This window comes from Corynebacterium sp. HMSC064E07, from assembly GCF_001815745.1.
Classification (GTDB): Bacteria; Actinomycetota; Actinomycetes; order Mycobacteriales; family Mycobacteriaceae; genus Corynebacterium; species Corynebacterium jeikeium_D.
This window is the reverse complement of sequence record NZ_KV821814.1, coordinates 24,536-37,799: the sequence shown is the minus strand read 5'-3', so window position 1 is coordinate 37,799 and position 13,264 is coordinate 24,536. Positions and strand designations below refer to the sequence as shown.

At 60.6% G+C, this 13,264-nt stretch carries 12 protein-coding genes; 3 read left to right on the top strand and 9 right to left on the bottom strand.

Features of this window, described 5'->3' with window-relative positions:
• Positions 1 to 167: 167 nt before the first annotated feature.
• From purM to HMPREF3053_RS05765, 3 genes are all read right to left on the bottom strand, one after another.
• Positions 168 to 1,232 carry a phosphoribosylformylglycinamidine cyclo-ligase gene (purM, locus tag HMPREF3053_RS05775; RefSeq protein ID WP_016421389.1) on the bottom strand — a complete coding sequence of 355 codons (1,065 nt, stop codon included), beginning with the start codon at positions 1,230 to 1,232 and terminating at the stop codon, positions 168 to 170.
• A gap of 158 nt (positions 1,233 to 1,390) precedes the next feature.
• A complete protein-coding gene (purF, locus tag HMPREF3053_RS05770; protein WP_070767417.1) occupies positions 1,391 to 2,959 on the bottom strand; it encodes an amidophosphoribosyltransferase in 1,569 nt (522 codons plus the stop codon).
• A 54-nt stretch (positions 2,960 to 3,013) separates the two neighbouring features.
• A complete protein-coding gene (locus HMPREF3053_RS05765) occupies positions 3,014 to 3,454 on the bottom strand; it encodes a sterol carrier family protein (protein ID WP_016421391.1) in 441 nt (146 codons plus the stop codon).
• Positions 3,455 to 3,483: 29 nt separating this feature from the next.
• On the opposite strand from HMPREF3053_RS05765, the gene HMPREF3053_RS05760 reads away from it, so the two are divergent.
• A complete protein-coding gene (locus tag HMPREF3053_RS05760) occupies positions 3,484 to 4,491 on the top strand; it encodes an acyl-CoA thioesterase (protein WP_016421392.1) in 1,008 nt (335 codons plus the stop codon).
• On the opposite strand, the gene HMPREF3053_RS05755 is transcribed toward HMPREF3053_RS05760, so the two are convergent.
• Complete coding sequence (locus HMPREF3053_RS05755; protein WP_049193818.1) at positions 4,488 to 5,195, bottom strand: hypothetical protein; 708 nt, start codon at positions 5,193 to 5,195, stop codon at positions 4,488 to 4,490. The genes HMPREF3053_RS05760 and HMPREF3053_RS05755 overlap by 4 nt on opposite strands.
• A 119-nt stretch (positions 5,196 to 5,314) precedes the next feature.
• Here HMPREF3053_RS05755 and HMPREF3053_RS05750 point away from each other — a divergent pair, with 119 nt between their 5' ends.
• Positions 5,315 to 6,328, top strand: a complete 1,014-nt coding sequence (locus HMPREF3053_RS05750) for a hypothetical protein (protein ID WP_246819381.1) — start codon at positions 5,315 to 5,317, stop codon at positions 6,326 to 6,328.
• A 6-nt stretch (positions 6,329 to 6,334) separates the two neighbouring features.
• Here the strand turns inward: HMPREF3053_RS05750 and HMPREF3053_RS05745 are convergent, their stop codons facing one another.
• The 5 genes from HMPREF3053_RS05745 to HMPREF3053_RS05725 all read right to left on the bottom strand — a co-directional run bounded on the left by HMPREF3053_RS05745 (position 6,335) and on the right by HMPREF3053_RS05725 (position 11,621).
• Positions 6,335 to 6,826, bottom strand: coding sequence for a glutathione peroxidase (locus tag HMPREF3053_RS05745; RefSeq protein WP_070767416.1), 492 nt, complete (start codon positions 6,824 to 6,826; stop codon positions 6,335 to 6,337).
• 45 nt (positions 6,827 to 6,871) lie between these two features.
• On the bottom strand, positions 6,872 to 7,681 hold the full coding sequence (locus HMPREF3053_RS05740; RefSeq protein WP_222867505.1) for a polysaccharide deacetylase family protein: 810 nt from the start codon (positions 7,679 to 7,681) through the stop codon (positions 6,872 to 6,874).
• A 133-nt stretch (positions 7,682 to 7,814) separates the two neighbouring features.
• Positions 7,815 to 8,486 carry a 5,6-dimethylbenzimidazole synthase gene (gene bluB / locus HMPREF3053_RS05735; protein WP_048732096.1) on the bottom strand — a complete coding sequence of 224 codons (672 nt, stop codon included), beginning with the start codon at positions 8,484 to 8,486 and terminating at the stop codon, positions 7,815 to 7,817.
• A 4-nt stretch (positions 8,487 to 8,490) separates the two neighbouring features.
• Positions 8,491 to 10,722 carry a S9 family peptidase gene (locus HMPREF3053_RS05730; RefSeq protein WP_371450401.1) on the bottom strand — a complete coding sequence of 744 codons (2,232 nt, stop codon included), beginning with the start codon at positions 10,720 to 10,722 and terminating at the stop codon, positions 8,491 to 8,493.
• Between the two features lie 5 nt (positions 10,723 to 10,727).
• Positions 10,728 to 11,621 (bottom strand): phosphoribosylaminoimidazolesuccinocarboxamide synthase, encoded by an 894-nt coding sequence (locus tag HMPREF3053_RS05725; RefSeq protein WP_016421399.1) that lies wholly within the window; start codon positions 11,619 to 11,621, stop codon positions 10,728 to 10,730.
• 296 nt (positions 11,622 to 11,917) lie between these two features.
• On the opposite strand from HMPREF3053_RS05725, the gene HMPREF3053_RS05720 reads away from it, so the two are divergent.
• Complete coding sequence (locus HMPREF3053_RS05720) at positions 11,918 to 13,240, top strand: acetyl-CoA C-acetyltransferase (protein ID WP_016421400.1); 1,323 nt, start codon at positions 11,918 to 11,920, stop codon at positions 13,238 to 13,240.
• Positions 13,241 to 13,264: the final 24 nt, after the last annotated feature.

Here is a 13,264-nt window from a genome sequence, read left to right as displayed (position 1 = left end):
TCATAAACTCATACAGTTTCACATTTGCAGCCCGTGGTTTTCTGGGATCTCCGTTGTGCAACCCAGAATCTAGACCGCCCCGTCGCATCAGTAGGCCGCCCTCCACGGCAGACCAGCCGGCCCAGTCCCCGGCCGCCCGTCGCAGTAAACCGACGGCCGGCCGACGCTTAGAAGCGCGGGTGGCTGCCGCGCAAAACAGCCCCGTCCTCGCCAGCCTCGCTCTTGCGGACAGTACCCAGCTCCCAAGCGTTGATGTGGCGGGCAGTCAGCAGAGCCAGGGCACGATCGCGGTCCTCTGCGGAAACAATCGCAACCATGCCAACACCCATGTTGAAGGTCTTCTCCATCTCCTCGCGGGAGACGTTGCCGAGCTCAGCAATGGTCTTGAAAATCGGACCCGGGGTCCAAGTTGCGCGGCTCATGTCGGCGGTCAGGCCTTCCGGCATGATGCGAACCATGTTGCCAGCCAATCCACCACCGGTGACGTGGCAGAAAGTGCGGACCTCGGCCTCGTTCATGAGAGCCAGGCAGTCCTTCGCATAAATCTTGGTTGGCTCCAGCAGCTCCTCACCGAGGGTGCGCCCGAAGTCCTCGACATAACCGTCGAGCTCCAGACCGGCCTTCTCCAGGAGAACGTAGCGAGCCAGCGAGTAGCCATTGGAGTGAAGTCCAGAGGACTCCATGGCGATAATGACATCGCCCTCACGCACGCGGTCCGGGCCGAGAAGCTTGTCCTCTTCCACGACACCGACGCCGGTAGCGGAGACATCGTACTCGCCTGGTTCCATCACACCCGGGTGCTCTGCAGTCTCGCCGCCCAGGAGAGCGCAACCCGCCTGGACGCATCCCTCGGCGATGCCGGAAACGATCTCGGCGACGTGCTCCGGCACGACCTTGCCAATTGCGATGTAGTCCTGCAGGAACAGCGGCTCGGCGCCGCACACGACCAGGTCATCGACGACCATGGCGACCAGGTCCAGGCCGATGGTGTCGTGCTTGCCGACGGCCTGCGCCACGGCCAACTTGGTCCCCACACCATCGGAGGATGCGGCCAGCAGCGGCTTTTCGTAGTTGCCCAGTGCAAACAGGCCGGCAAAACCGCCGAGCCCGCCACGGACCTCTGGACGAGTGGCCTTCTTGGCAATCGGGGCGAATAGTTCAACGGCGCGGTCGCCGGCTTCGATGTCGACGCCGGCTGCAGCGTAGGAAGCACCAGAAACGTTCTCGGTCATTAGAGGCTCTCGCTTTAAACTTTCTCCCCCGGGCGGCGTTACTGCCGTATCCGGGAGTATTGGCGGACCGGGAACAAAGCAACGGCTGCAATCCACAGCATCGCTTGCGCTTCGTTCTCGGTTCAGTTCTCGTAGTTCATTCTAAGGAGGTTTCGAGGCTAATTGCTCGTTGCGGCTTTGGCAGCCTGGGCTGCCTGCATCCTCTCCACCGCTGCCGCATTCGGATTGCCCTCCGGCAGCCCCAGCGGGTATTTGCCATCGAAGCAGGCACAGCACACTTCGCTCTTTGCCTGTTCGGAAGCGGCGACCATGCCATCGATGGAGACAAATCCCAGGCTGTCGGCACCAATCGCGGTTGCGATACCGGCGACGATGTCATTCTCATCGACACCGTTGGCCAGCAGCTCGCCCGGAGAGGCGAAGTCAATGCCGTAGAAGCACGGCCATTTCACCGGCGGTGCGGCGATGCGCACGTGCACTTCCTTTGCACCGGCCTCACGCAGCATGCGGATCAGTGCGCGCTGGGTGTTGCCGCGGACGATGGAGTCATCGACCACAACCAAGCGCTTACCGGCGATAACTTCCTTCAGCGGGTTCAACTTCAGTCGGATGCCCAGCTGACGAATCGTCTGCGAAGGCTGAATGAAGGTACGCCCCACGTAGCCGTTTTTGGTCAGCCCCTGTCCAAACGGGATGCCCGATTCCTGAGCGTAGCCAACAGCGGCCGGGGTACCGGATTCCGGCACCGGCATCACCAGGTCACCGTCAGCCGGGAACTCACGTGCCAACTGGCGGCCCAGCTCAAGACGCACCGCGTTGACGGAGCGACCACGGATGTTGGAGTCCGGGCGGGCCAGGTAGACGTACTCAAAAATGCATCCAGCGTGGGTGGTCTCGGCAAAACGCTGCGAACGCACACCGGAAGCATCAATGGTCACCATCTCGCCTGGCTCGATCTCGCGGACGAACGATGCACCGACGATATCCAGCGCGCAAGTCTCGGATGCGACTACCCAGCCACCGGACAGGCGACCCAGGCACAGCGGGCGCACACCGTATGGGTCACGCGCGGCGTACAGCGTCTCGCCATCGGTGAAAGTAAGACAGAAAGCACCCTTCAAACGTGGCAGCAGTGCCATCGCGGCCGCTTCTACATTGGTGCTGCAGCCGTAATCTTCGGGGTGGTCAATCTTGCCGGTTTCGTCGGCAAGCAAAGTGGTCATGATTGCGGAGTCACTGGGCAGCTCGCCCTCTTCACGCAGCAGGCCCTTGTCGACCGCCTCATGGAACAGCGTGAGGTGATTGGTCAGGTTGCCGTTGTGCCCCAGCGCGATGTCCGTGCCGTCAGAGGCCATCTGGAACATCGGCTGTGCATTCTCCCACGCAGGAGCGCCAGCGGTGGTGTAGCGCGTGTGCCCCACCGCTACGTGCCCCTTCAGAGCGTCGAGCGTCTGCTCATCAAAAACCTGGGAAACAAGCCCGAGGTCCTTGAATACAAGAATTTGGTCGCCGTCGCCGACTGCGATACCGGCGGCTTCCTGTCCGCGATGCTGCAGGGCGAACAGGCCATAGTAGGTGAGTTTGGACACGTCTTCGCCAGGTGCCCAAACGCCAAAAACGCCACATTCTTCGCGCGGGGATGTCTCCCCCAGATCGTCGTAAGGCGAATTTGGCAAAAGTTTGGACTTTGGTGCACCTGAAATGTTGGTATCGGCCACGACATTCACACTAATAGCCCCACCCGCCTAGGCACCAATTCAGCATCCCCCCCCCCACGGGCTTTAAGAAATGCGCGCCACCGGCAGATGATTCCCAATTTCCGCCGCGCGCGTGCCCGACATATCGATGTGCGCCTGCACCTGCTCTAACGTGATCATTCCGCACGCGAGTCCCAGCCAAATCTCCGGCGACATCTCCACGACATTGGGCGGCGTACCGCGCGTGTGCCTGGGCCCCTCAATGCACTGGACCGCGACGAAGGGCGGCACGCGCACCTCGACGCTATGCCCCGGAGCCTCTTGGGCGAGCATCCGCACGGACAGACGTACCGCTTTGGCAAGGCTCGCACGGCTTAACGACGACCCCTGCGCCCCATCCGGCCCGATGAAGGAGGCAGCCTCTTGGTCAGATAGCAATTCGCGACCGAGAAGCCGTTGCGCCGCCCAGGGTGCGGCGGTGGAAAGAGCGCTGCGAACGTCGAAAGGCGAGATTTTGGATACCATAACCTCATCCTAGAGTTATGCTTTCATATATGGATACGCAGTCAACTGAAAAAGCTGAACAGGTGCATGCTCCGGCATCACCATCTCTTGTACTCCGTTTTATGGCATCGCCGACCGATGTCATTATGGCCGGAACCAATTCTGTCCACGGCGGCCGTGTGTTGCAGTGGATTGACAAGGCCGCTTACGCCTGCGCGACCGGCTGGTCGGGACGCTACTGCGTGACTGCGTACTTCGGTCACATTCACTTCACTCGCCCGATTCCCAGCGGCCACATTGTTGAGGTGCGCTCCAAGATTGCGCATACCGGCCGCAGTTCCATGCACATCGTCAACGAAGTGCTCTCGGCTGATCCGCGCGAGGGCAAGTTCACCCGCGCAGCTGACTGCCTGGTGATCTTCGTGGCCATGGATGAAAACGGTAAGTCGACTCCGGTGCCGAAGTGGGTGCCGCAAACGGAGGAAGAAGAGCGCGTTGAGAAGGCCGCTCTTTCCCGTTTTGAGCTTCGCCGCGACATCGAGGCCAGCATGCGCGCGCAGACCTACTCCGCGGACTCTTCTGCACCCGAGCTGACCACTCGTTTCCTGGCAAAGCCGACCGATGTTAACTGGGGCGGAAACGTCCACGGTGGCACCGCTATGGAGTGGATCGACGAGGCTGCGACGGCAGTTACCACCAACTGGGCAGGGCGCCAGACCATTTCTGTCTACGCAGGTGGTATTCGCTTCTACAGCCCGATCCACATTGGCGACCTGGTTGAGGTGCGCGCACGCATCCTGCGTACAGGCACGACCTCGATGCACCTGTCGGTGCAGGTCTACTGCTGTGAGCCCCGCAAGGGTGTCGGCGGCCTGCGCAAGGCACTGCATTCGACCATGACGTATGTCGCAATTGATGACGATTTCAACCCGCAGCCGGTACCGCACTTCCAGCCGACGACGGATGAGGACAAGCGCCTGCACGCTCACGATCTGTCACTGAAGGCGTTGCGTGACAAGTACAGCCCACTGCCGCTGATTGAGCGCGAACAGGATTAAGCCGCCTGGCTACCCGGCTTCCTGTTTTTCCACCAGATGGATAGGAACATCCAGCCAATCAGCGCGAAGGTGATGTAGGTGACGTACCGGTCAATCGTCTGCAGGGAGCCCTGGATGCTTGGGCCAAACTTCAGGCCCAAGTACAGGTAGAAGCACTTGAGCATTGCGGCACAGAAGAAGAGGTACACGCCTACTACCCAGCCGCGCACCTTCGCAATACCACCGATGGCCACGACAATCGTGGCCGGAATCGGCGAGAATGGCACAAACGATGCCAGCACACTCAGCCCGATGCGTTCATAGATGAAGTTCTCCATCTTCTTAAACCATCGCGGTGGGTGTCCGCCGAAACTCATCGTTATGAATTCCGTGCCCCACTTCTTGCCCATCCAGTAGAAGAACGGCATGAACTTGATTGTCGAAAGCGCCGCAATCACTACAACAGCGAAGAGGAAGAGCGGCCGGTCCTCGTTTTCCGACGCGAGAATCAGCACCGACAGATTCGATCCTGTCAGCCATGTGTGCAAGAACGTGTACTTGAGCAGCAAAACCGCACGGAACGGGATGATTGCAAAGCCGTACACGGCAACCAGCATCAGCGATGCATAGAGAAGCTTGTCTATTTTGTCCGGCTCACGCAGGAAGCTCGGCAGATCCTCACGAGGGTCGTGCTCGGCCTCGTTACGCATGTCGGGTGAAGTCATGAACCACAGTTTAACTGCACGCCCTCTTCTGCAGCAGGAGCCGCAGACTAGGCCATTACGTACGGCTCAGACGCACTCGCCAAGGACGAGCGCAGCGCCGCCTACTATCCTGAGAAGATATGACCACCGATTCACCCGCGCCTGTGCCCGCACAGCAGCCTCACGCAGCACGGTCTGAGTCTTCCTCACCATCGCTTGACGACGGCCAGGAGAACGCATCCTCACCGAGCATGCTGCAACGTGTTCGCGCCGCTATCCCGCCTGTTTCCATCCTGGTACTGACGGCGGTATTCCTCTTCGCCGGGTGGTTCACGCTCTTCGGTCCTATCAATGTTCTGGCGTGGCGTGGTGGCACGTTCCCCCGCACCGAGGCAGACCGCCCTTACTATCAGCAGGCTCTGAAGGATGTTGCGCGCTATCAGTACGAGGAGCAGCCCTCCCCTGAGGTTTACTTCGGCCTGGCGTGTGGCGCTACTGATGACGACATCCGCAGCGTTATCCCCAAGGTCGGCGAGCACCCGAATTCAGACGCAGACCCAACTGCTGATGCAGATGCCGTCGCCGCCGCTGCTGCCACCAGGCCGGGTTCTGCACCCACAGCTGCGAACCAGACCGCGAAGCTGAATCCAAACCTTGACGCATTCGGCAACACGGTCGACTGCTCCGGTTCCTGGACTGCGCCATTCTTGTCATTCCTGCTCGCTTCCGCGGGTGTTCCGGTCTTTGATACGCCCGAGGATTCGGCTGCCAATAGTGCCACCGACAACAACAACGCAGAGCAGTACAACACTGCGCAGAACAGAACAGCGCAGAACAGCACTGCCACAACCGAGAACCCATGGCTGGTTACGGATGTCGAACAACTCATGGATGCCTACAAGGCACATGATGCTTTCGTCACCGACAAGGACTTCTCTCCTCAGGTGGGTGACATCATTTTCTACCGCTACCCCGCAAGCCTTGGGGTGCACGCCAACATGGTTGTCGCGGTTCAGGGTGACTGGGTCACCATCGGTGGCGATGAGCTTGGCAAGGTCGGTCTAGCTAGCATGACCCTGCGCAACCGAGGTGGCATCGTGGGCTACGGCGCCACGGGCTACTTCGAGCAAGCACCGCTGGACGCCACCAAATAGCCAAGTTTAAATAGGCAGATTTTCCTCAATGAGGTCGCGCAGAGCGTCGTCGTCAGGCGAGACCTTGGAGCGGAAACGGCCGATGACCTCCCCCTCGGGCGAGATAACGAACTTTTCGAAGTTCCACTTCACGTCCCCAGCCTCGCCGGCGGCGTCCGGGGTTTCCTTCAGCAGCTTGTAGAGTGGGTGAGCGCCAGCGCCGTTGACCTCCGTCTTTTGGAAGAGCGGGAAGGTAACGCCGAATTCGCGCTGGCAGAACTGCTTGATTTCCTCGGCACTGCCGGGCTCTTGCCCGCCGAACTGGTTGCAGGGGAAACCGAGGACGAAGAAGCCTCGGGGTGCGAGTTCGTCGAAAAGTCCTTGCAGATTGTCGTACTGATCCGTGAAACCGCACTCCGAGGCGGTGTTGACGATAAGCAGAACGTGGCCTGCCCAGTCGCTCATCGTTGCTTCGTTGCCGTCGATGGTGGTCACTGGGATGTCGAAGAGATTGCTCATAAACCCACACTAGGGCAGTCCCACGATAGCCGTCAGAGGTGACGACTAGCCGACCTGCTCCATGCCTTCAAAGAACTCGCGGCCCAGCGGCACCGAAGAGTGGTTGACCGGCTGCGCACCCCCATCGACCGCCTGGTCAATGATGCCGACAACATCCTGGCGCAGCTTGTGCTCCCGCAGTTTCGAAGCGTTAACGGAGATACGCACCGCGCGGCCCTTCTCCAGCGAGCGCTGCACTGAGGAGCGCACCGCGCGGCGCCACCAACCGGCGCCGCCGAAGCCCTCGCCGATAGCCAGCACGCGAGTTGGATCAACAGCACCAGTGGTCAGGTCGCGGACCCCATTTCGGTCCGCTGCAACACGGAAGCCCAGCTCCGGCAGCACGTTCATGGTCTCGGGCGACATGGTCCACTTCGGCGGTGCAAAGACATCCGTCTCAAAACCCATCGCACGCATCTGGCGCGTTGCGGCAGTCAGGCGCAAGCGCGCTTCATGTTCGGTTAACGACGCAAATTCGGCGCCTCGGCCTCGAACCGACTGATCGAACCCCGCGAGAACAATCTCGATGCCGTCATCGCTACGACGGCGGAGCCAATCCAGCACCGCCGGAGCTTCCCGCAACGACCAGTTCTTACCCGCATGCGGCGCTACCAGCAGAGACGGCGTGATACCGCGCTGTTCCATCGCTGCCACGAAACGAGCGACGTCGAGCAATGTGCCATCGCGCAAACCCGACACCGACACCAAAAGCGGCGAACCGACCACACCACCGTCAACAGTTACGAGCTCTTTGCCCGCTGGACGAATGACCTGGTCGGTCGTCCGAATCTGTTCTTGCACCCCACTGCCTGCCATGGATTCAACAAAAACAGGCGTATGTAAATTTTTGGTAACGGAGAGGACAAGGCTTGGAGAATACTCAGAAGCCTTTCAAGTAAGAGTTCAAAAAGCGCCATCGCAGGGCATCAATTCGCGTCTGCAGCGCGGATTATCCCCAATGCACAACCTCATCGAGCGCCAGTCCCTTGCGCCAACCGAACTTCTCCAAGTCACGCTCCTCGGCCAGGTGCGTTACTGGACCAATGCACAGCCAGGCCACCGGGCGCACGGGTGCCTCGACACCGACAAAGTCAGCCAGGAAATCCTCATGGTAGAAACTGACCCAGCCGACGCCGAGCCCCTCTGCCGTAGCAGCCAGCCACAGATTCTGAATAGCCAGCGCGACTGACATGAGGCCGGTGTCATCGACGGTGTCGCGGCCGAGAATGTTCTTGCCGCCACGGGTCGGGTCATAGGTGACGACGATGCCCGTTCCCGAGTCCACAATTCCTTCAATCTGAATCGGATTGAAGGTCTCACGCCGCTCGCCTTCGAGCTTGGCCGCGAATTCAGCGCGGCGTCCGGCTACGTGGTCGGCAAACTGCCGCAGGCGGTCCGGGCTCTGAATGATATGAAAGTCCCATGGTTGGGACAGCCCCACCGATGGGGCAGCGTGGGCCGCCGCCAACACGCGCATCAATCGCTCCCTGTCCACCACTTCTCCGGCGAATTCGCGGCGCACATCCCGCCGCCGAAAAAGGGTGTGGTAGACGGCCAACTGATCGTCGGAAAGCGAATCGGTGTCAAAACCCTGCGCTGCCAGCAGCGTGCGCATATCCATGCCGTTACTCCACCGCACCAGCAGTGTGGACAATCCAGGCGTACTCGAAGGCAGTCTGACGCCAACGTTCGTAACGACCGGAAACACCACCATGACCAGCGGACATCTCGGTCTTGAGCAGGAACTGCCCCGGCTGACCTCCGGCAACCTCGCGCAGCTTGGCAATCCACTTTGCCGGCTCCACGTAGAGCACGCGGGTGTCGTTCAAACTAGTAATCGCGAGAATCTTCGGGTATTTCGCATCGGCCGAGATGTTCTCGTACGGCGCGTAGGAGGCCATGTAGTCGTAGACCTCCGGGTCGTGGTAGGGATCGCCCCACTCATCCCACTCCACCACGGTCAGCGGCAGCTCTGGCATCAGCATGGACGTCAGGCAGTCGACAAACGGGACCACGGCCTGAATGCCCGCGAACCTATCGCCAGCAATGTTTGCGACCACGCCCATCAGCATGCCACCCGCCGAACCGCCGAGTGCTACCAGCTGCTCGCGCGTGGTCCAACCGGAATCCAGCAGGTAGTCAGCGACGGCGACGAAGTCAGTGAACGTGTTCTTCTTCGTGGTTGCGCGGCCGTTCTCCCACCAGCCACGACCCATCTCGCCACCACCGCGGACGTGTGCAATGACAAAGATCATCCCGCGATCCAGCAGCGAGAGCCGCGCGATGGAAAAGCCCGGATCCATCGACGATTCATAGGAGCCGTAGCCGTAGAGGAGCGTCGGATTCGGCTTGCTCAGGTCCAGGTCCGCGCGGTGGATGATCGATACCGGAATCTGGGCACCGTCGGCTGCACTCACCCATTCACGCTTGGCGACGTAATCACCGCGATTAAACTCCCCGCGAATCTTCTGCTCCTTGAGCAGCACTCGCTTGCCAGAGGCAATGTCAATCTGCCAGAGCTGCGACGGCGTGGTGAAGGAGCCGTAAGCGTAGCGCAACACCGGGGTGTCCCATTCAGCGTTGCCGGTAGTGCCTGCGGAATAGAGCTCTTCGTCGAAGTCGAGCTCGACGAAGTTCACAGCGGACGCTGGCACTGGAACAGCAGCATCGCCTGTATCAGAGATATCACCAGCGGAGCCAGCACCATCCTCGTCATGATCCAATACCGCCAGCGCCACACGGCCAATACCGCCGCGACGGTAGCCAAACGCGATGTGGCCAGCGAAGCAGTCGACGCCCTCAACGCGGACGTCATCGCGGTGAGGAACCAGCTCAGTGAGCTCTGAAACGCTGTCGAAAGACCCCACTGGCACCATGGCCAGTGCGAAGTTCGAGCCAGTCATATTGTGTGTAATCAGCCACATATCCCGGCCGCTGATGACGGCGTGGTCGATGTCGTATTCAACACCGGCCTCGCGCGGGCGCACGCAGGTAAACTCACCGGTCGGGTCACTGGCGTCCAGGTACCAAACCTCGGAGGTAATCTTCGAGGAGCTCTCAATAATCAGGTACTTTTCGCTGCGTACCGTACCGACTCCGACCCAGTAGGCCTCATCGGGCTCATGGAAGACACAGACGTCATCCTCGGTGGAGGTGCCCACGCGGTGACGCCACACGGAATCCGGCCGCCAGGCTTCGTCGACCTTCTGGTAGAAGATCCACTCGGAGCCGACCCAGGTAGCACCTGCGGCGATGCCCGCAATTTCGTCGTCAAGCAGTTCGCCCGTACGCAAATCCTTTACGCGCAGCGTGTAGCGCTCGTCGCCTGTGACGTCGGTGGAATAGGCCAGCAGATTGCCGTCCGCGGAGACGCTCGCTGCGCCGAGGGCGAAGAAATCATGGCCTTCGGCCAGCTCGTTGGCATCCAGGATGACCTGTTCTCCTGGTGCCGGGGCATCGTCGGCGATGGTCGGCGGAGTCCACGCGGCAAGACCGTCACCGGCCTCCGCACGCACGCGACAGCTCATCCCGTAGGACTTACCCTCCTGCGTGCGCGAGTAGTACCACCAGCCATTAAGGCGAGTTGGGACCGACATATCGGTCTCCTGCACGCGCGACTTGATCTCCTTAAAAATCGCGTCCGCGGTGCCGTCAAGATCGGAGGTAAAAGCCTCCGTATAGGAATTTTCAGCCTCTAGGTATTCGATAACCTCGGAGTTTTCCTTATCGCGGAGCCACTCGAAGTTATCGGTGAAGTCCCTTCCGTGGAAGGACCGAGTCACCGGCTTCCGTTGTGCACGGGGTGCAGGCAAATCCTTTTTTGCAGGCTTGCCGACGGATGCCGAGTCCAAGGTCACTTCGCTCACGCAGGTTCTCCAATCCAGTCCGAGAAGCGGCGGCCCGACAGTCGTTCGTAGGCCTCGACGTACCGCTCGCGAGTTGCTTCCACAACACTACCCGGCAGCGCTGGCGGCGGAGTGCCCTCGTCCTTCTTCCAGCCGGACTTGGAGCAGGTCAGCCAGTTTCGTACGTACTGCTTGTCAAAGCTCGGGTTAACCGAACCCTCCTGGTAGGAGTCGGCTGGCCAGTAGCGGGAGGAGTCCGGGGTGAGAACCTCGTCGGCCAGCACCAGATTGCCGTCGGAGTCGAGACCGAACTCGAACTTGGTGTCGGCCAGGATGATGCCGCGCTCAGCAGCCAGTTCAGCAGCCTGGGTGTAGATACGCAGGGTGGCATCGCGCAGCTCTTCGGCGCGCTTCTGCCCCAGGGACTCCACAACGGCGTCGAAAGAGACATTCTCGTCGTGCTCGCCCAGCTCAGCCTTGGTGGCCGGGGTGAAAATCGGTTCCGGCAACTTGGAGCCCTCGACGAGGCCCTCTGGCAGCTCAATGCCACAGACAGTGCCGTTTTCCTTGTACTCGACTAGGCCAGAGCCTGTCAGGTAGCCACGTGCGACGCACTCGAATGGCAGCATGTCCAGCTTCTTGCACACCAGCGCCCGGCCTAGGCACTCCTCCGGAATGCGCTCATCGTCAGCCGGGCCAGCCATGTGGTTCGGGAAGTCAATCTCATCGAAGAAGAACACGCTCATCGCGGTGAGCACTCGACCCTTGTCAGGAATCGGGGTCTCCAGAATGTGGTCGAAGGCAGAAATACGGTCACTGACCACAAGCAGCAGAGTCTCAGGGTCAATCTCGTAGATTTCCCGGACCTTGCCCGCGGAAAGATGGTTATACGAGGAAAGTTCAGGTCGCATGGCGATAAAGTCTAAACCCCTATACGCCTTTGCACTCTATTGATACCTCCGGCCGCCACCCCAACTAGTGGGGATTGACGCAATTACCGTCGTCAAGCGGGAAAACTTTTGAGATTCCGCAGTGCTGCCCATCGAATTTTTCACAGGTGGACGACGGTGTTTACCCCTCACCTCCCCCGCTCGGTAGATGACTGGGCAAAAATATTTCTAAAAACGTGACAGAAAACACCGATACCAGTATTGTCTAAATTTAGTAATTCACGTCACACTTCAAGGATTTTGAAGGGAACAATCACATGGCAGCTCAGGCCAACAATAACTCTCTGCGCCGCGCAGTCGTCGTCGGCGGTAACCGCATTCCGTTCGCTCGTTCTAATAAGGAATACGCTAACGAGTCGAACCAGGACATGCTGACCGCTGCAATCGACGGTCTCGTCGCCCGCTTCGGTATCGGCGGCGAGCGCCTCGGCGCAGTCTCCGCCGGCGCTGTGCTGAAGCACTCCCGTGACTTTAACCTCACCCGTGAGTGTGTCCTCGGCTCCGCACTGGCGCCGGACACCCCGGCTTTCGACATTCAGATGGCATGTGCCACCGGCATGGAAGCCCTCAACTCTGTCTCCAACATGATCAAGCTGGGCCAGATTGACTCCGCCATCGCCGGCGGCGTGGACACCACCTCCGACGCTCCGATTGCTGTCAACGACCGTCTGCGCAAGATCCTGCTGGAGGCCAGCCGCCAGAAGTCCACTCTGGACATGGCAAAGGTCTTCCTGAAGGCTCGTCCGTCCGACCTGGCTCCAGACACTCCGTCGACCGGCGAGCCGCGCACTGGCCTGTCCATGGGTGAGCACCAGGCCATCACCACCGCCAAGTGGGGCGTTACCCGTGCTGAGCAGGACGAGCTCGCCGCCGCTTCCCACCAGAACATGGCAAACGCTTACGACGAGGGCTTTTTCACTGACCTCGTCACCCCGTACAAGGGCGTTTCCCGCGATACCAACATGCGCCCGGACTCCACCCCGGAGAAGCTGGCCAAGCTCAAGCCAGTCTTCGGCCGCGGTCTGGAAGCAGAGCCGACCATGACCGCTGGTAACTCCACTCCGCTTACCGACGGCGCCTCCGCCGTCCTCGTCTCCACCCCGGAGTGGGCCGCTGAGCGCGGTCTGCCGGTGCTTGCCGACGTCGTCGATTCCGAGGCAGCCGCAGTCGACTTCGTCCACGGCGACGAGGGCCTGCTGATGGCTCCGGCTTACGCCACCCCGCGCCTGCTGGCCCGCAACGGCTGGACCTTCGACGACTTCGACTTCTTCGAGATCCACGAGGCCTTCGCCGGCACCGTCCTGTCCACCATGAAGGCATGGGAGGACGAGGAGTTCTGCCGCACCAAGCTCGGACTGGAAGGCCCGCTGGGCTCCATTCCGCGCGAGAAGCTCAACGTCAAGGGCTCTTCCCTGGCAGCCGGCCACCCATTCGCCGCTACCGGCGGCCGCATTGTGGCAGCCCTCGCCAAGATGCTGCGCCAGAAGGCAGACGAGACCGGCAAGACCACTCGCGGCCTGATCTCCGTTTGTGCTGCGGGCGGCCAGGGTGTTGTCGCAGTTCTCGAGGCTCGCGTCTAAAAGCGCACCACCGATAAAGACACT